We start from the raw sequence: 16,299 nt of genomic DNA, 5'->3' as shown, positions 1-16,299 counted from the left end.
CCATCGCTTCAGTCAGTCAGAAATGCCGAGTTTCATCACCTTTCCGAGGCGGTCCAGGTAGGCCTTCATGTTGGCCGCTCCGTCCGTGGGGATGCACCCATCGTTATACAGGTAGATGCGTTCAAGGCTCTCGTCACCCCGGTAGCTGATCTTCGCGGCGTCCCTCGGGCCAAGCTCCTTCAGCTTTACCCCAACGGGATGTTCTCCATATTGGACGTACTCGCCGGTCATGAAGCCCAGCGGCTTGTAGTTGCGATTCAGCAGCACGTAGCTGCCGTCTGCTTGGCGATCAATGCAGTAAAGGAAGTGGGTATGTCGCAGTTCGTCCTTCAACATCCTGTTCTCTCCAATGAGGTGTTCCATGAGCAAGCCTGTGATCATCATCGCGCCGCAAGGCATAGGCAAGAGTTTGTGTGCAGCGGACTTGCTGAAGTCGCTCGGCTGTGTCCGGGTGGTGGAGGAGTGGGACGGCAAGGCTCCTCTTTTACCGGGGGACTTGGCGCTTACCAGTCTGGATGGCGCCGGCTTGGGGCTGGCGTATCAGGTGTTTTCGCTCGCAGCCGCAATGGAGCTGATGTCGGCCGCTTGAGCGCCCTGTTCAGCAGTTGCATGGGGGCGTGCGAATGACCAAGGCTCCATCACCTTCCCCGGCCCCCATCGCTGCCTGGGCACGTCGCTATATCGAATCGTTCAATCTGGCCCTGGTGCCGATCCCTGACGGCGAGAAGGGCCCGACCGGCAAGGGCTGGAACAAGCCCGGCGGTTACATCACGGACGCGGCAAAGGCCGAGGCGCACTGGACGAAGCACCCCAGGCAGAACATGGGTGTATTGCTCGGTGCGAGCGGCGTTTGCTCGCTGGATGTGGACCACGTGGAGTGGACGCGCCAGATTCTGAGCGACTTGTTGGGCATGGACCTGGATAGCGTGGCGGCGGAGCACGCGACAAGCGTGGGCAACCCGGAGCGCTTCCGCATCATGTTCGGCGTGCCGGCGGGTTGCGAGTTCAGCCGGCATTCATTGGTGTGGCCAAACCCTGATGACCCGGACGGCTCGAAGCATAAGCTGGCCGTGAAGGCGCTGAAACGGGCGAAGGATATCGGCGACAAGACGCTGGAAGCCGAAATGCAGGCGAAGGCGAAGCAGCTCGCGCCGGTGACGGTGTTCGAGCTGCGCGGCGGCGATGTGCAGGACGTGCTGCCGCCATCGATCCACCCGGGTACTGGCCAGCCTTACACCTGGCGTACGGCGCCGACCGGCGATGCATTCGCGGAGTTGCCCCGCGACCTGGTGAACATCTGGACCAACTGGGAGGTGTTCAAGCGCATGGCGTTGGACGCCTGCCCGTGGGCGGTTAAAGCGCCGGAGCCGGCAGCGAAGAAGAAGGCGCCCGCGGCGACCGGATCAGCTGGCAAGGGCGAGTCGGTGATCGACGCCTACAACCGGGCGTATGACGCTGCGGGCCTGTTGCAGGCAGCCGGTTACATCAAGCGCGGGAAGAAGTGGCTGTATGCGGGGAGTTCGACGGGGCTGCCGGGTATCTCGATCAACGAGGAGGGCCGGGTGTATTCGCACCACGGCGCTGACCCGTTGGCAAATGGGCACTGGAATGACCCGTTCGATGTGTTCTGCCTCCTCGAGCACAACGGTGACAACAAGGCGGCGATGAAGGCGGCGGCGAAATTGCTGGGCCTGGACCATGCGAGCCAGCGCAAGCAGGTGGTGAAGCAGAGCGGGCCACAGGCGGATGCCCCGCCGGTAGACGCTGCGCCTGAGTTGCCGCCGCAGGCTGATGACCTTCCCCCGGCCCCATCTGACGCTGAGGCCGATGGCGAGCCCGGCACCACTGACACCGGGGGTGCGGGGGGAGGCTTCTCGCTGGCCTGGCTGCTGCGCCGGTATGCGTTGATCGAGGGCACCACGCATGTGTGGGATATCGATGCGGCGAAGAAGATCAAGAAGTCGGGCTTCATTGCGCACATCGGGAAGGAGGCCTTCAAGGAGTGGGAGGCGGTCACCGATAAGCGCAAGAAGCGGGTGAGCGAGGAGTGGGTAAAGGATAACGAGCGCACCCAGGCGCTGGCCGGCAAGGCGCTGGGCGATTTCTCGATGCCGATGATGACGCGCTATGTGTACATCGACGGGACGAAGGATGCCTGGGACTACGCGAAGAAGCGGCGCATTGCCGAGGGCGCGGTGAAGATGGCCCTGGGCGATGCGTACAGCCTGTGGCTGAACAGCCCGGACCGGCGCGTGGTGGACATGAACCACATTGTGTTCGACCCGACGATGACGCATGACCCTGAGGTGTACATCAACACGTTCGAGGGTTTGCCGCTGGAGCCGAAGCGCGACGATGCGGCGTGCGAGAACCTGATCTGGCTGGTGTCGTTCCTGTGCAACCACGCTGAGGATGCGGCGCAGTGGCTGGGGCGCTTTCTGGCGTACCCGCTGCAGCACACGGGCGCGAAGATGGACACGGCGGTGCTGATGCATTCGACCACTGAGGGTTCGGGTAAGAGCCTGTTGTTCTCGGTGATCATGGGGCGCATCTATGGCCAGTATTCGGCGACGGTGGGGCAGACGCAGCTGGAGGGTTCGTTCAACGCCTGGCAGAGCGGGAAGATGTGGGCTGTGTTCGAGGAGGTTGTGAGCCGCGACCAGAAGTACAACCAGGTGGGGAAGATCAAGCAGTTGATCACCGGGCAGACGGTGCGCATCGAGTCGAAGTTCGTGAACGGGTGGGAGGAGGCGTCGCACATGAATGCGGTGTTTCTCTCGAACGAGATCGTGCCGTGGCCGATCAGTGATAGCGACCGGCGATTCCTGGTGATGTGGCCGGAGGAGAAGCTATCGCCCGAGCGGCAGAAGGCGATCAAGCATGAGCTGGATCACGGCGGCGTTGAGGCGTTCTACGCCTGGCTGCTGGCGTATGACCTGGGCGAGTTCGACCCGCAGACGAAGCCGCCGGTTACGCCTGCGCGCGATCGCCTGGTGGCGTTGAGCCGGGCGCCGTGGCAGACGTTCATGCACCTGTGGCGGCTCGGTGAGTTTGGGCCGGGGTTGTGGGGCGGCTGCTTGAGCAGCGACTTGTATGCGTTGTTCCTTGAATGGTGCCAGCGCAACAAGGAACACGCGATGAGCCAGACGAAGTTCTCGCTGTTCATCACGACGATGGGTTTGGACAAGACGCGGGCGATTCCGTGGACGGATCGCAATACGCGGCGCTTCTCGGCGTTCTGCTTTCCGAAGGATGAGGAGTCCTTCCTGCCACCATCCACTAAGGCGGCCGCGCTGGGCGCGCATGTGCTCGAGTGGCGCGCGCGGGCCCGAAAGGCGGGCTGGCACGTGGACAAGTGGGACCACGTGCAGGAGGCCGCCGCATGAGTGCGCGTGAAAGTGTGTTGGGTGTGTTGGGTATGTGTTGGGTTGGTTTGGGCAACCTTACACACTTTAGCCCCAGTGTTTACGGGCGTTGTGGCGGTGTGTGTTGGGTGTGTTGGGTTTACGCGCCCGCGCGCGCACGTATGCGAAAAATATCTTCCTTCTCTCCAATGGCTACCGGCTGCGTTTTTTCTCTACGCGAAGCTTCAAAAAACCTTACCAACCCAACACACCTTACACAGCTTTCTTTAAAGCATTGTTCTGTAAGGGTTTTAAGTGTGTTGGGTGTGTGTTGGGTTGGGGCTTTTTGTGTTGGGTTGGGTTTTGAGCGGGGGTTGGGGCGATGAATAAGGTGATTGAGGCGCTGCTGGTGGCGTGGGGCAACGAGGTGATCAGCCCGGCCCTGGACGTGAGCATCCGTTCACCACTGGGCACGATGGATGAGGAGGGCGGGCGGGCTGTTGGTGGGTCGCGGTGCTTGTCGAGCGTTGAGTGTGAGGTGGCGGTGAGCCGGGCTTCTGCTGCTGTCGCTACGGGGTTGGCCTTGTTGGCCGCAGATGAGGCGGACGGTGGTCTCGGTTCCAGGGGCAGGGCGATGCAGTACCTGGCATTGGTGCGGTACACGTCTTTGCGGCCGCAGCCGGTGGTAGCGCAATGCCGAGTACTGGGCATAAGTGTGCGGACATACCGGACGCGTGTCGGTGAGTTGCACGCGGCGTTGGCCGAAGTGCTGCCGGGTGTTGTGAGTGAGCGCGAGCGGGAAGGACAGGGCACGGCCGCTGCCGCAGCGGCTCGGGCGCGTGCTCGAGCGGTGAAGGTGGCGGGCAAGGATGAAGCCAGGCGTTTGCAGCGGCTGAAGGCCTCCGGCGTGTCCCACCGTCAAGCGTTGCGCGCTGGGTTCGGGGTGGTGGCAGAATGACCGTTCGTCCGGTCACGATGGCGCGAACCGTGCGCGAACAGAGTTCAACCCGGCGCGAACCGAACCGCCCGAAAATGGCCGTTGCGAGCGTTGCATGTCGAGGGGTAAAAGGTACCCAGGCTTTATTGCGGTGCCCGCGATAAACACAGAGCGCTGTGCTGCGCCCCTCGACGGTTAGCCCCCGCGCCGTCACCGCCCCTGAAAGGGGGCAACTATTCCGAAGCCCTGCCATCTGGTGGGGCTTCTTCGTTTCTGGCCCTTGGCCGCCTGGGAGGTTGTGACATGAGCGAGCCGCTAAGCGGGCTGGCACTCTGTGGGCTGGGCGCCATGGCCTGCCTTGGTGGCATCCTGGCCGGCGCAGACGGTAACGCTGCGACCGGTGCCCTGTGTGGCGCGCTGGTGTTCGTGATCGCACGACCTGACCTGAAAGGCGCTGCTCGGGTTGCGTTGTTCTTCGTCAGCCTGGTGATGGGCTACCTGTTTAGCCCTGCACTGGGCGAGTTGGAAGTGTGGGGCATGCGCCCTTTTGCTTTCCCAGGCCCTGCCGCCTTTGCCGCATCCGCGATGGTGGTGGGTGTGACCATGGCCTGGATCAAGAAGCGCGAGGCTCCTGTCTCGTCTGGAGGGTTCAATGGTTAGTCTGCTGCTTACGGGAGCTACCTTGGTAGTGTGCTTCGCGATATTCGTTCGGTTGTTCACCTTCCGCCGCGGCTCGTTGCGCTTCCGGCGCGGCATGTCCTGCGCGGCTTACGCGGTGATGGTCAGTGCGGGCGCCGCGGTGATCTACATCCTGATTGGCGACCTGTGGGTACCTGGGCAGGCCTGGCCGGTGGTCATCCAGCTGATTGCATTTGCCTGGGCGCTTTTGCGCTCTCGCGGGAACTTGGCGGGTGTGTTGCGTCCGGATCAGCCAGTTTGGTCTGGTGTTGAGCGTAGACAAAAGTAGCGGAGAGATAGAGCTAACCGTAGTGGCATACTGATCTCTCACTCTAGACAGGAGGTTGCTATGAGTTACTCAGCTTTCACGGATGCAGAAATGAATCTATGTAGGAATGCGGTTGAGTCAGCCGAATACGTCAGAGTTGCGGCTCGGTCTGTGGTCAAGGTGCTTCAAGACACTTTCGCTAAACCCCACCCCACGAGGCATTGGGGTGTGAAGCTGGATATCTCCGACAATGACGTGTTTTTGCTGGAAACGCCCTTTGGTAAAGGGAAAGGGCGTTTAGATCTTCATATTGACGCTACAGGAACTGTGGGTCGTTATGTGATCTTGAAAGAACTTACTGACTCGAAAGACGAGACGTCTATGCGCGAAGTGTGGGCGTTCAAAGTGTCCCGAGATGGTGTAATCAGCCACGGTGACAACGGAGAGCACAGCTTCGATCTGCACGGTTTCGACGAGGAAGATTGGAAAGGGCGGCTTGCCCAATCGATCTTCTATGCAATAGCTCGATCTGTGCCAGGCACTGATCACCGGAGCCGGATGGAGTAACGTCAATGCGCGGGGCATTTCACGCTGCCGACCTCGACGATGCGTTGGCATCCTTGCAGCAACTGGGGCCCGGTCTAGCTAACAGTGCATTGGCTGAGGCGTTGAACCACACGGCGAACCAAGCCCGGCAGATCGTTCGGGCTGAAATGAGTGATGTGTTCGACCGGCCCACGCCGTTCACTCTCAACTCGATCCGCGTACTGAACGCTAGGCCCAATCAGTTGGAAGCGGCGCTGTGGATCAAGGATGACAAGGACGGCGCGGCTACCGGCAAGCAGTTCGCCCCTGAAGACTGGGTGGCGCCGCAGGTGTTCGGTGGTGGTCGGCAGCGTCGCGCGTCTGAAGCTTGGCTACGTCAGGCTGGAATTCTACCCGCGGGGCTATTCGCCGTACCAGGTGCAGGGGCGCGGCTCGACCAGTACGGCAACATGCAGCGCGGGCACATGATGCAGATCCTGTCCGGGCTGAAGGCGCTGAACCGATCTGGCTCTGACCACAGCGCTACGGCGAGTCGACGCTCACTTCGCAAAGGCCACGCCACGGCGTTCTTCGTACTCAAGCGCGGCAAGACGCCCATCGGTATTGCAGAGCGGCGGGGCAAGGCGGTGGCAGTGGTCATCGCCTTCGTACGTCAACCGCAGTACAGCGAGCGCCTGGACTTCCATGGTGTGGTTCGACGCGTTGCCGAGAACGATGCACAGCTTGAAGCGAACATCGACAAGGCCATCGCCGATGCCCTGAGCGGGCGCCTGCCGACCAGCTTCAGCCGTCGCCCTGGTGGCAGGCGGGGCAGCTAGACCTAGGGCGCTAAGCCCGCCCAGACCATTAAGGTACTCCCAGGGGGCCCCGGCCTACACGGGTAATTCGAGCCGCGTTTTCTCTCTAGCTGGAATTTGTGCAGGGATGTCCGTCTTTTCAAGGAGTTAGGTATGGGCCTGCAAGTTTCAAAGGCTGAGTTAGGCGAGCTGGTGGGACGTGATGAACGAACGCTCAGCCGCTGGCAGACAGCAGGCATGCCCGTGCTGGAGTTCGGCCAAGGGCGAGGCCACGAAAACCTGTACGACAGCCAGGCGGTGATCGAATGGCTCATGCAGCAGGCGGCACTGAACGGCAAGAAAGAATCCTCGCGCGATCGGCTTGATCGCGTTCGCGCCGACCGTGAAGAGCTGGCAATGGCCAAGGATATCGGCGAGGTCGCCGTTGTAGCTGACTTGGTTGGCCGGTTCGAAGCAATGATCCAGGCGGCCAAGATCGAGCTGCTGAACACCCTCCCTGAAAATCTGGCAAGCGAGCTCTCAGCTCGATACGGGGTGGAGGTGGACGATCAACTGATCCGCGACCCTATCGAAGCAATCTTGAGAGAGCTGGCGAACTATGACCCTGATGACGACGACCCGTCAGACGGGGATCCTTTCGGATCGGACGATCCGGAGGATGCTGAAGAAGACGGCCCGTAAAGCGATCCGTAAAGCCTGCAGCAAGTGGGCACCGCCACCGCGGATGTCGATCATCGAATGGGCAGACAAGTATCGGTGGCTCGCGCCGGAGGAGGCTGCCCGGCCCGGTAAGTATCGATTCGATGTTACGCCGCACCTCACTTGGCCCGGTAACCCGCTGGATGCGATCGACGATCCCAACGTTACTGAAGTAGTCGGCCGTAAGTCTGCTCAGGTGGCTTGGACGTCAGGCGTGATGGGAAACGCCATTGCCAAATGGATCGATATAGACCCGTCGCCGATTTTGGTTCTTTTCCCGAAGGCAGAGTCGGTTAAGCAGTATGTCGGCGAGAAGCTGGAGCCGATGATCGAGGCCACCCCACGGCTACGCAAGAAGGTGGATCTACGCAGCCGACGTCTGCAGCAGCGGCAGGACTTCAAGAAATTCCCTGGTGGCTTCCTCAAGATGGTCGGCTCGAACAGCCCGGCCAGCGTTAAGTCGACGCCGGTACCGCGGGTCGCAGTTGAGGAGCCGGACGACTGTAATCTCAACCTTCGGGGCCAGGGCGACAGCATCAAGTTGGCAAAAGAGCGCCTGAAAACCTTCAGGCGCTCGACGATCATCATCGGTGGCACGCCTACCATCAAAGGGCTCTCGGCTATCGATGCCGAGATGGAGCTGTCTGACAAGCGACTCGGAATGGTGCCTTGCCATGATTGCGGCAAGGAACATGCGCTCAGTTTCGACAACCTCCATTGCCCGGATGACCTTACCTATTCCCACGAGGTGTACGGCAAGAAGCGGCCTGAGCACACCTATTACGCGTGCCCACACTGTGGATCCTCCTGGGACGACAACCAGAAGAACGGCAACCTGAAGCATGGCCGCTGGGTCGCAACTGCTGAGTTTCGAGGGATCGCGGGTTTCAACCTGAATGAGCTGTACGCCACCTTCTATGGCTCTCGCTTCGCCGTGTTGATGGAGAAGAAGCTGCAGGCTGAGTACGCGGCCGAGCGCGGCAACATTGGCCCGATGATCGCCTTCACCAACAGCTCGATGGGGGAGAGCTACGAGTACAAAAGTGATGCCCCGAAGACGGATGAGCTTGAAAAACGAGCGGAGCCCTATGCGGAAATGACGGCGCCGCCTGGCGTTCTGCTGATCACCGCGGGCGTGGACATTCAGGGAGATCGCCTTGCAGTTGTGATTGTTGGCTGGGGGCGAGGTGAAGAGTCCTGGCGGCTCTACTGGAACGAGCTTCAAGGCAACCCCAAAGACCCATCCGACGGCGTGTGGCGCGAGCTGGACCAGCTGTTGGCCACACCGATACTTGGTGCTGGCAACGTTCGTTTGGCGGTATCAGGAGCGAGCGTGGATAGCTCGGACGGTAACACCAGCGATGCGGTGTACACCTATGTTCGAGATCGCCAGCGCTACAACATCCTGGCCATCAAAGGCGCCTCGATCGACAGCCGCGAACGGGAGATTTACTCCAAACCGCCGACGTCAGTCGACACCACCCAAGACAACACGAAGGCTGCCAAGTACGGCCTGCGGGTCAACATCGTAGGTACTCACAAAGCCAAGACGCTGATCGACAATCGCCTGCGCCTTACCGGGAGCGGGCCAGGCCGTATGCATTGGTACAGCGAGATGCGAGCTGATTATTACGAACAGCTGACCAATGAAGTGCTGGCACCGCACCCACGCCAGCCCAGCAAGATGGTCTGGCAGAAAAAAGCAGGCCGCCGCAATGAAGCGCTCGACTGCGAAGTTTATGCCTTGCACGCCGCGCGCAGCTTGAAGACACATCTGCTCCGTGACAGTGAGTGGGACCAGCTTGAGCAGCAGCTCATGCAGCCCGCGTTGTTCAGTAGTGAAGAGCCGGTGGCCAACGTACCGCGCAGAGCCCAACAAACGCGCGGAACGCGCAGCCGCGTCCGCTGAGGAAACCCATGAAACCTAAAACAGAAGCCCGCATAAGGCTCGATGAAGTGCGCGCGGCGATCAGCCGGATTGTCCGCGGAGCGCAGTCTGTGCGCTACGGCGATCGGCAGGTGAACCGCGCTGAGCTGGCTTCTCTGCGGATGCTCGAGCAGCAGTACGCGCGTGAAGTGGCGGCCGAAGAAGCTCGGCTAGCGGGCCGTGGTCGCAACCGCATCAATTACCTGAGTATCTGATATGGCCTGGTTCAACCGAAAGACACCGGAGGAGAGGGCAGTTAGTGCTGCCCTCGAGCTGGTTCAGAGCCAGCCTCGTATGCAAGGTGGTGGTGGCGGTAGTGAAACACGGTGGCGTGGTGCTTCGCGTGTGCTGCGCAGCATGACCAGTTGGATACCCCACTTGGGCAGTCCGTCTCGCGACCTCAACAAGGCCGAGCGCAGTACGTTGGTCGCCCGATCACGCGATGCCATGCGCAACCATCTACTTGGCCGCGCCGCGATCGTTCGCGTCCGTACCAGCGTGGTGGGTACCGGCCTTATCTGCCGCCCTCAGGTTGACTACGACGCTCTCGGTATCAGCGAGACGGAGGGGGAACGGCTCAATGAGCTGCTCGAACGTGAGTGGACGCTATACGCCGAGGATCCTCGTGAGTGTGATGCCGAGGCCAGCAGCACCCATTACCAGCAGCAGGCGATCGCGCTGATGTCTGCGCTCACTGGCGGTGACGTATTTGTCGCCACGCCAGACATTGAGCGTGAAGGCACCCTTTACAGCACGCGGCTACAGCTGCTGGAGACCGACCGCATCTGCAACCCGAACGGCCAGCCCGACACCGATACCCTTACCGAAGGCGTGGAGTTTGATTCGGGCACCGGAGCGCCCCTGGCAATCTGGGTATGCAGCGGCTACCCGGGCGAGAAGCGCCTAAGTAAAGCACTGACGTGGGAACGGTTGGAGGTGTTTGGCTCTGGGACTGGCCGGCGCCGTATCTTGCAGGTGTGGTGCGATAAGGAACGGCCGGGGCAGAAGCGCGGCGCGCCTTACCTGGCACCGGTGCTGGAACCGTTGCAAAAGCTGGAGCGCTACAGCAGCGCGGAGCTAATGGCAGCGGTGATCTCGGCAATGTTCACCGTGTTCTTGAAAAAGGGCAGCGACTTCAACCAGAGCAATCTGCCGATGTCGGCGCTCGGCAATGAACAACCTGAGGGTGCAGCGCCCGACCTCCCGCCTGTTGAACTGGGCGAAGGCGCGGTGGTGGATTTGGCACCAGGTGAAGAGCCCATTACCGCGAACCCTGCCAGGCCCAATGCTCAGTTCGATCCGTTCTTCATGGCAGTAGCTAAGGAGATCGGGGCCGCGCTTGAGCTGCCTGTAGAGGAGTTGTTGCTCTACTACAGCAGCAGTTACAGCGCCGCCCGAGCCGCAATGCTCCAGGCTTGGCGTATGTACAACCTGCGCCGCTGGTGGCTCGTTTGCGATTTCTGCCAGCCGTCGTACGAGCTGCTGGTTGATGAGGCCGTGGCTCGTGGCCGCCTTCGCCTTCCTGGCTATTCAGACCCAGCTCGGCGGCGCGCTTACACCAGAGCAGTGTGGATCGGCCCTGCGCGTGGTGCGATCGACGAGCTCAAAGAAGCCAAGGCTGCTCAGGCGCGGATCGATGCCGGGCTTAGCAACGAGACGATCGAGGCCGCTGCCATGACCGGCGAGACCTGGCAGCAGATCTACCGGCAGCGAAAGCGTGAGATCGAGCAACGCCGTTCAGACCAAATGGAGCTGCCTAACTCGAAGCAGCCACAGCCCGCCCAACCCATAGAAGAGGAATAGCCATGCCACGCGCATTCGAGCTGGCCGCCGCTCAGCCGTGGCTGATGCTTCCTGACAGCCTGGACAATCTGCTGGCGATCGCTGAGCGCATGGGCGATCCCATGGCACTTGAAACCCAGCTGGGGCGTCGACTGGAGAATAGCCGTAGCGTCACGTTGCGCGACGGTGTTGCCGTTGTTCCCGTCGTCGGGCCGATTTTCCGCTACGCCAATCTCTTCACGGAGATAAGCGGAGCCACAAGCACACAGGTGCTGGCCACCGACATCCGCGAGGCGCTCGACAACCCAGCGGTGAAAGCCATTGTGTTGAACATCGACAGCCCCGGCGGTGTGGCCAGTGGCATCAACGAACTGGCCGATATGATTCACGCCGGCCGCAGCCAAAAACGGATCGTCGCTTATATTGGTGGCAGTGGTGCTTCGGGGGCGTATTGGATCGCATCGGCTGCGAACGAAATCGTCATTGATGAAACTGGCATCGCGGGAAGCGTTGGTGTTGTGGTCGAGGCGGTTGTGGATGGCGAGTCGGCCAGCGGTCGTAAGCGCTATCAGATTGTCAGTCGCAACGCGCCAAACAAGCGGCCCGACATCAGCACTGAGGAAGGTCGCGCGAAGGTCGCTGAGACCATCGACGCGCTTGAAGATGTTTTCGTTAGTAAGGTCGCCCGCAACCTCGGTGTGGCCGCAGAACACGTACCCGGCATGGGCGACCATGGTGGGCTGCGAGTAGGGGCCGCAGCCGTTGAGGCTGGCCTTGCACATCGAATCGGCTCCCTCGAAGGGCTGATTTCCGAACTGGCCAAGCCGGCCGCATCCAACCCTAGGAACAGAACTATGAAAGTGAGCACCACTGCGGAGCTGCAGGCGGCCCTGGCTGCTGGCACCGATCCGCAGGCCATCGAAATTACCCAGGCCAGCCAGCCTGACGTAGATGCGATCAAAGCTGAAGCGCGCGGCGAGGGTGCCAAGACCGAGCGCGATCGTATCAATGGTATCCAGGCGCTGGCTCAGAAGGGCTTCGAAGCGGAGGTTTCTGCCGCCATCGATAGCGGCCTTACGGTCGAAGCTGCTGGCCTGTCTTTGTACAGGGCTGCCCAGGATCGCGGCATCACCCTGCAGGCCATCAAGGGCGACGCAACCAAGGCAAAGGCCAGCACCCCGCCGAGTATCATCGGCACTGCGCCGAAGATCTCCACCGCTGACATTTACGCTGCTCGCAAAGGAGCTAAACAATGACCATCGTCACTCAAGGCGCTCGTAGCGCCGACTTCTTGTTGAGCGAGGCTTCCGGCCAGCGCTCGCGCGCCCAGGTCAGCCTGCTGGCCACGGCTGTTGCCATTGCCGCCGGTACTATCGTCGCGCTGTCCGGTGCTGGTTACGCGCCTTACGAGGCAGCCGAAGTTGACCCTCAAAATCCGGACGCGGAGGTTGAGGTGCCGACGCTGGCGATTCTTTATAACAACAAGCCACCAAGCGAAGAAGTGCAACTGGCCGCGGTTATTGCCCGCGATGCCGAGGTGGATCGCAGCCTGCTGATTGGCTTGGATGACGCCGCAGAAGCGGTGCTGGTTGCTCAAGGGATCATCATCCGACCCGCCTAACCCCAAACCGCGACTGCGAACACACCCTGTCTACCGAACCGCCTATGGCGGTTTTTTCGTTTCTGGAGAACGAATCCATGCCATCGCTTGATATTTTTCACGATGACGCTTTCAGCGTTACTGGCCTTACGGCCGCCATCAACCAACCCCAGGAAGGCCAAGCCCAGCCGACCCGTCTCGATGCTCTTTTCGAAGAGGAGGGTATTACTACCACCTCCGTTTTCATCGAGCGTGAGCACGATACGCTGAGCCTTGTACCCGCCGCTGACCGTGGCGCGCCGGGCGATCCGACCTCTGGCGCTAAGCGTGATCTGATTCCCTTCAGCACGATCCACCTGCCAACCACCGGCACCATCATGGCGGACGAGGTTCAGGGTATTCGTGCTTTTGGCAGCGAGACCGAGTTGGAAACCGTTCAAGCGCGCGTCGACAAGCGTCTTGAAAAAATGCGCAAGCGCCTGGACGCCACCATCCGCTACCAGCGTTTCGGCGCGGTGACTGGCAAGGTCTACGACGCCAACGGTTCGCGCGTGCTGCTCGACCTGCACAGCCGTTTCGGCATTCAGGAGCAGACCCATGAGTTCGGCTTTTCTGTAGCCGAAGCCAAACTGCTGCAGATGATCAACGACGCCAAACGCAAGTCCGAAGACGTGGTGGGCGGTACCGGGATTATTACCGGCTGGCTCGGGTTGGCAGGCCGTAATTGGTTCGATGCGATGACCAATCACGACACCGTCATGAAAGCTTATGAGCGCTGGAACGAAGGTGATTTTCTTCGCCAAGGCGCTGGTAAGAACTTCGGCTTCGGCGGCGTGATGTGGGAAGAGTTCTACGGCAAGGTGGGCAACATCACTTTCATCGACCCGGATGTGGCCTATCTGATCCCGATCGGTATCGACGGCCTGTTCATCACGCGCTTCGCACCAGCCAATTACATGGACACGGTTAATACCGAAGGCCTGCCGTACTACGCCAGCCAGGAGCTCATGCGCCACAACAAAGGCGTAGACCTCGAAGCGCAGAGCAACCCGCTCAGCCTGGTCACCATGCCTCGAGCGATCATCAAGCTCACCAAGAAATGATCGAGTTCCAGCAGTTGATCGCCGAGATGGACGCCGCCATCGAGGACGACCTCAGCGACGGCCTGGCGGACTTCCTGTCCGCCAAGGGCGACCTGCAGCGGCAGGGGCTGGCGATCATGTTGGACAAAGACGCGGAGCGCGTCGACGTCGTCAGCGGCATGGTCGGGCGCTCGGTGATCATCACCGTTCGCCGCGTTGCGCTCGGTCAGTACGACCGTAAAGGTGCATTCCGGCTCGACTCCAGCGTGTGGGGTGCCGCCGATGGCAAAACATGGCACATCGACGGCATCGCCACCGATGACGGCCACTGGGTCTCTTTCTACGTGGTGCCATAACCATGCCTATCGACATGCAATCCGAAATCATCGCGGAGGTCATCGCGCGCCTGGCTGTCGTCGAGTCGTTCGGTGGCCTGGTCAGCGAGGACAGTGTGCTTCGTGTGATCGATGCAGAGGATACAGAAGGTCTGCCGGATGACTTCATTGTCATCCAACCCGGCGGCGTCGAGGAACTGGAGCGCGCCGCCGGCGGTGGCAGCGTGCGCGAACGGGTCACTTTCAATATCACGGCCATCACTCGGCGACGCGGCTTTGCGCCGCAGCTGAGGGCCGCCCGCCTGGGCATCAAGGCGGCGCTGCCTGGCCCCAAAGGTGGCCTTGCCACTCAAGGCGTGCAGGTGGTCGCTTTTCTTCCCGAAACACCCATGCCACCCACAGAGGGTCGGCGCTGGGCCTGCCACGTGATGCCTTTGCAGGTGACTTACGTGCAGCCCCTCAAGTGAGGAACTCGCAATGCCCAAGATCAACATTACCCAGGCCTTCAACTTTCAGTCCGGTGGCGTAACCAAGCACTTCAAGAAGGGCGAGCAGGACGTGCCGCAGGCCGTTGCTGACCACGCCCTCGAGCGTGGTTACACCCCCAAGCCGAAGGCCGATAAGAAGCCCGAAGCAGAAGCCCCAGCGCCCAAGGCCTGAGCTGCACTGACCCCACTCGACAGAGGAAATCTCGATGTCTCAAGTTGACCGCTCTTTCATTGGCGAGGGCATTCCTTATGCCCGCGCCTACCAGTCTCAGGATTCGCTGCTGGATATGGGCAACTGCGACGCCTTCAACATCGCATTCACCAACAACCGCCAGACCCTCCCGAACTTTCGTGGCGGCGGCGGTAACCGCAACGTGCGCGAACGCGTGACTGACGTGACGGCCACCATCGGCCTGTACGACATGCCCGAAACCAACCTGGCGCGCATCACTCGCTCAACCGTCCAGGCCATTGCTGCAGGCATCGTCACCGACGAACCCGCAACCTCCGGTGGTGTGCAGGGCGAGCTGATCCCGTTCAAGTACCTGCCTGACCTCACCGCTGAGGTCACCGTGAAAACGGCGGCGGGTGAGCCTCTGGTTGCCGGTAACGACTACCTGCTCACGCCCCACGGCCTGTTGCGCACGGCAATCTCGGATATCGACGCCACCGGCGTACTGCTCACCTACACCAAGCGCGCCTCCAGCGCCCTGCAACTGCTCAACGGCAGCCCGGTCGAGCTGGAGATTGTCATCGCCGGCCTCAACGATGCGCAAAGCGGCGAGCCCTATAGCCTGCACCTGCGCCGTGTGAAGTTCGGCATGCTGGCTTCGCTGCCGGTGTTCGGCCAGGAGTACCTGAAGCTGGAAGGCCCGGCAGAGCTTCTGGCTGATCCGCTGGTGCTGAGCAACGACATCAGCAAGTTCTGCCAGATGGATATCGTGAGCAAGGCGGCCTAGCTTCAATGTAGGCAGTAATGGTGTCGGACAGACCCTGTATTCCATTGGGTCTGTCCGACGAGTCGGCGGAGTTTTATGGGTTAGATCAGTCGGTCTAGCTTGCGAATCCCCGATATACCAAGATCCATGGTTAGGCATATGGCAGAAGGTGAGTCGGAGTTGATAACTTTGAAGTGGAAGGTGTCAGTTGCTTTGTAGGAATGGATAATGATCTTTCCACAGTTAAAGTTATTGTCGTTATACTCGAAATTATGATCTTCATAGTAGTCGTAAGTGTTTAGGTGGGTCTTAGCGGCAACACTCATGTCTTTGTATCCTACACGCGCAAGCGCTGCCTGAAGAATATGCGCCTCAATCTCACGGCGAGTTGTGATTTTTGCCGAGGGCTGTAACAGCTTTCTGCGCATAGCTGCATCTCGCAATGAGCTTAGAAAGTTAGCGTATCTCGCTGCCTTGCTTGATGTGATGAGCCATCGGATCTCAAAGAATATAAAAGGTATGGCTGCGAGTATGCTAAGGAATAGGAACTGTGACTGTTGTGGGTTTGTCGTGATGCTCGCCGCAGTTAAAAAGCCTGCAGTGGTCATTCCAAATAAAACGAACAGTAATAAATAAGTTTGACCCTTGGTAATCAGTAGCGTTACTTGAATAGGGTTGCGACGTTCAGTTCGTTTATTTAGGGCTTTTCTCAGCTTGTGACCGCGCAAGACTTTAAGCAGTTTACCGCTGGTATGAGTCATTAGAAAATTTGCCGTGGTTCCGATACGTCGCTCTACTGCATCCCATCTTTTGGCGAGAATCACTGAGAGAAATAGAAGCACCCACCATGGGGGATTAATAATGTAGTCGGGCATAGT

Annotated in this window: 20 protein-coding genes; 18 read left to right on the top strand and 2 right to left on the bottom strand. The window is 60.3% G+C overall.

The genetic code is table 11. The annotated features are described in order from the left end of the window. Nucleotides 1-12: 12 nt before the first annotated feature. Nucleotides 13-336 (bottom strand): hypothetical protein, encoded by a 324-nt coding sequence (locus BLS60_RS05280; protein ID WP_143024585.1) that lies wholly within the window; start codon nucleotides 334-336, stop codon nucleotides 13-15. A 25-nt stretch (nucleotides 337-361) separates the two neighbouring features. On the opposite strand from BLS60_RS05280, the gene BLS60_RS05275 reads away from it, so the two are divergent. The 18 genes from BLS60_RS05275 to BLS60_RS05190 all read left to right on the top strand — a co-directional run bounded on the left by BLS60_RS05275 (nucleotide 362) and on the right by BLS60_RS05190 (nucleotide 15,442). Beyond that, nucleotides 362-589 (top strand): hypothetical protein, encoded by a 228-nt coding sequence (locus BLS60_RS05275; RefSeq protein WP_092365583.1) that lies wholly within the window; start codon nucleotides 362-364, stop codon nucleotides 587-589. A 34-nt stretch (nucleotides 590-623) separates the two neighbouring features. Continuing rightward, nucleotides 624-3,386 carry a bifunctional DNA primase/polymerase gene (locus BLS60_RS05270; protein ID WP_092365581.1) on the top strand — a complete coding sequence of 921 codons (2,763 nt, stop codon included), beginning with the start codon at nucleotides 624-626 and terminating at the stop codon, nucleotides 3,384-3,386. Between the two features lie 340 nt (nucleotides 3,387-3,726). Continuing rightward, a complete protein-coding gene (locus tag BLS60_RS05265; RefSeq protein ID WP_092365579.1) occupies nucleotides 3,727-4,302 on the top strand; it encodes a hypothetical protein in 576 nt (191 codons plus the stop codon). A gap of 282 nt (nucleotides 4,303-4,584) precedes the next feature. Beyond that, on the top strand, nucleotides 4,585-4,941 hold the full coding sequence (locus BLS60_RS05260) for a putative holin (protein ID WP_092365576.1): 357 nt from the start codon (nucleotides 4,585-4,587) through the stop codon (nucleotides 4,939-4,941). Beyond that, nucleotides 4,934-5,248, top strand: a complete 315-nt coding sequence (locus BLS60_RS05255) for a phage holin family protein (RefSeq protein ID WP_092365573.1) — start codon at nucleotides 4,934-4,936, stop codon at nucleotides 5,246-5,248. Before BLS60_RS05260 ends, BLS60_RS05255 begins: the two co-directional genes overlap by 8 nt. A 60-nt stretch (nucleotides 5,249-5,308) precedes the next feature. Further along, nucleotides 5,309-5,794 carry a hypothetical protein gene (locus BLS60_RS05250; protein ID WP_092365570.1) on the top strand — a complete coding sequence of 162 codons (486 nt, stop codon included), beginning with the start codon at nucleotides 5,309-5,311 and terminating at the stop codon, nucleotides 5,792-5,794. A 5-nt stretch (nucleotides 5,795-5,799) separates the two neighbouring features. Then, entirely contained in the window at nucleotides 5,800-6,591 is a 792-nt protein-coding gene (locus BLS60_RS05245) for a hypothetical protein (RefSeq protein WP_092365567.1), read from the top strand. Between the two features lie 132 nt (nucleotides 6,592-6,723). Next, entirely contained in the window at nucleotides 6,724-7,251 is a 528-nt protein-coding gene (locus tag BLS60_RS05240; protein ID WP_092365564.1) for a terminase small subunit, read from the top strand. After that, a complete protein-coding gene (locus BLS60_RS05235) occupies nucleotides 7,229-9,178 on the top strand; it encodes a phage terminase large subunit family protein (protein WP_338061631.1) in 1,950 nt (649 codons plus the stop codon). Before BLS60_RS05240 ends, BLS60_RS05235 begins: the two co-directional genes overlap by 23 nt. An 8-nt stretch (nucleotides 9,179-9,186) precedes the next feature. Next, a complete protein-coding gene (locus BLS60_RS05230; RefSeq protein ID WP_092365561.1) occupies nucleotides 9,187-9,411 on the top strand; it encodes a hypothetical protein in 225 nt (74 codons plus the stop codon). Between the two features lies 1 nt (nucleotide 9,412). Continuing rightward, nucleotides 9,413-10,999, top strand: coding sequence for a phage portal protein (locus BLS60_RS05225; protein ID WP_092365558.1), 1,587 nt, complete (start codon nucleotides 9,413-9,415; stop codon nucleotides 10,997-10,999). 2 nt (nucleotides 11,000-11,001) lie between these two features. Then, entirely contained in the window at nucleotides 11,002-12,234 is a 1,233-nt protein-coding gene (locus BLS60_RS05220) for a S49 family peptidase (protein ID WP_092365555.1), read from the top strand. Next, nucleotides 12,231-12,599, top strand: a complete 369-nt coding sequence (locus BLS60_RS05215; protein WP_092365551.1) for a head decoration protein — start codon at nucleotides 12,231-12,233, stop codon at nucleotides 12,597-12,599. Before BLS60_RS05220 ends, BLS60_RS05215 begins: the two co-directional genes overlap by 4 nt. A gap of 77 nt (nucleotides 12,600-12,676) precedes the next feature. After that, nucleotides 12,677-13,681 carry a major capsid protein gene (locus tag BLS60_RS05210; RefSeq protein ID WP_092366526.1) on the top strand — a complete coding sequence of 335 codons (1,005 nt, stop codon included), beginning with the start codon at nucleotides 12,677-12,679 and terminating at the stop codon, nucleotides 13,679-13,681. After that, nucleotides 13,678-14,016, top strand: coding sequence for a hypothetical protein (locus BLS60_RS05205; RefSeq protein WP_244153365.1), 339 nt, complete (start codon nucleotides 13,678-13,680; stop codon nucleotides 14,014-14,016). The genes BLS60_RS05210 and BLS60_RS05205 overlap by 4 nt, the downstream gene beginning before the upstream one ends. 2 nt (nucleotides 14,017-14,018) lie before the next feature. Then, on the top strand, nucleotides 14,019-14,462 hold the full coding sequence (locus BLS60_RS05200) for a hypothetical protein (RefSeq protein WP_092365548.1): 444 nt from the start codon (nucleotides 14,019-14,021) through the stop codon (nucleotides 14,460-14,462). A gap of 10 nt (nucleotides 14,463-14,472) precedes the next feature. Further along, nucleotides 14,473-14,655, top strand: coding sequence for a hypothetical protein (locus tag BLS60_RS05195; protein ID WP_092365545.1), 183 nt, complete (start codon nucleotides 14,473-14,475; stop codon nucleotides 14,653-14,655). 34 nt (nucleotides 14,656-14,689) lie between these two features. Next, nucleotides 14,690-15,442 (top strand): phage tail tube protein, encoded by a 753-nt coding sequence (locus tag BLS60_RS05190; protein WP_092365542.1) that lies wholly within the window; start codon nucleotides 14,690-14,692, stop codon nucleotides 15,440-15,442. 80 nt (nucleotides 15,443-15,522) lie between these two features. Here BLS60_RS05190 and BLS60_RS05185 read toward each other — a convergent pair whose 3' ends face one another. Next, complete coding sequence (locus BLS60_RS05185; RefSeq protein WP_092365539.1) at nucleotides 15,523-16,296, bottom strand: hypothetical protein; 774 nt, start codon at nucleotides 16,294-16,296, stop codon at nucleotides 15,523-15,525. Nucleotides 16,297-16,299: the final 3 nt, after the last annotated feature.

The organism is Phytopseudomonas seleniipraecipitans, assembly GCF_900102335.1.
In the GTDB taxonomy this organism is placed as follows: Bacteria; Pseudomonadota; Gammaproteobacteria; order Pseudomonadales; family Pseudomonadaceae; genus Aquipseudomonas; species Aquipseudomonas seleniipraecipitans.
This window is presented reverse-complemented; position numbering and strand designations above follow the sequence as displayed.

Bases quoted from the DNA above. Each gene is read 5' to 3' on its own strand.
- BLS60_RS05280 (WP_143024585.1), bottom strand. From the start codon at position 336: ATGTTGAAGGACGAACTGCGACATACCCACTTCCTTTACTGCATTGAT.
- BLS60_RS05275 (WP_092365583.1), top strand. From the start codon at position 362: ATGAGCAAGCCTGTGATCATCATCGCGCCGCAAGGCATAGGCAAGAGT.
- BLS60_RS05270 (WP_092365581.1), top strand. From the start codon at position 624: ATGACCAAGGCTCCATCACCTTCCCCGGCCCCCATCGCTGCCTGGGCA.
- BLS60_RS05265 (WP_092365579.1), top strand. From the start codon at position 3,727: ATGAATAAGGTGATTGAGGCGCTGCTGGTGGCGTGGGGCAACGAGGTG.
- BLS60_RS05260 (WP_092365576.1), top strand. From the start codon at position 4,585: ATGAGCGAGCCGCTAAGCGGGCTGGCACTCTGTGGGCTGGGCGCCATG.
- BLS60_RS05255 (WP_092365573.1), top strand. From the start codon at position 4,934: ATGGTTAGTCTGCTGCTTACGGGAGCTACCTTGGTAGTGTGCTTCGCG.
- BLS60_RS05250 (WP_092365570.1), top strand. From the start codon at position 5,309: ATGAGTTACTCAGCTTTCACGGATGCAGAAATGAATCTATGTAGGAAT.
- BLS60_RS05245 (WP_092365567.1), top strand. From the start codon at position 5,800: ATGCGCGGGGCATTTCACGCTGCCGACCTCGACGATGCGTTGGCATCC.
- BLS60_RS05240 (WP_092365564.1), top strand. From the start codon at position 6,724: ATGGGCCTGCAAGTTTCAAAGGCTGAGTTAGGCGAGCTGGTGGGACGT.
- BLS60_RS05235 (WP_338061631.1), top strand. From the start codon at position 7,229: ATGCTGAAGAAGACGGCCCGTAAAGCGATCCGTAAAGCCTGCAGCAAG.
- BLS60_RS05230 (WP_092365561.1), top strand. From the start codon at position 9,187: ATGAAACCTAAAACAGAAGCCCGCATAAGGCTCGATGAAGTGCGCGCG.
- BLS60_RS05225 (WP_092365558.1), top strand. From the start codon at position 9,413: ATGGCCTGGTTCAACCGAAAGACACCGGAGGAGAGGGCAGTTAGTGCT.
- BLS60_RS05220 (WP_092365555.1), top strand. From the start codon at position 11,002: ATGCCACGCGCATTCGAGCTGGCCGCCGCTCAGCCGTGGCTGATGCTT.
- BLS60_RS05215 (WP_092365551.1), top strand. From the start codon at position 12,231: ATGACCATCGTCACTCAAGGCGCTCGTAGCGCCGACTTCTTGTTGAGC.
- BLS60_RS05210 (WP_092366526.1), top strand. From the start codon at position 12,677: ATGCCATCGCTTGATATTTTTCACGATGACGCTTTCAGCGTTACTGGC.
- BLS60_RS05205 (WP_244153365.1), top strand. From the start codon at position 13,678: ATGATCGAGTTCCAGCAGTTGATCGCCGAGATGGACGCCGCCATCGAG.
- BLS60_RS05200 (WP_092365548.1), top strand. From the start codon at position 14,019: ATGCCTATCGACATGCAATCCGAAATCATCGCGGAGGTCATCGCGCGC.
- BLS60_RS05195 (WP_092365545.1), top strand. From the start codon at position 14,473: ATGCCCAAGATCAACATTACCCAGGCCTTCAACTTTCAGTCCGGTGGC.
- BLS60_RS05190 (WP_092365542.1), top strand. From the start codon at position 14,690: ATGTCTCAAGTTGACCGCTCTTTCATTGGCGAGGGCATTCCTTATGCC.
- BLS60_RS05185 (WP_092365539.1), bottom strand. From the start codon at position 16,296: ATGCCCGACTACATTATTAATCCCCCATGGTGGGTGCTTCTATTTCTC.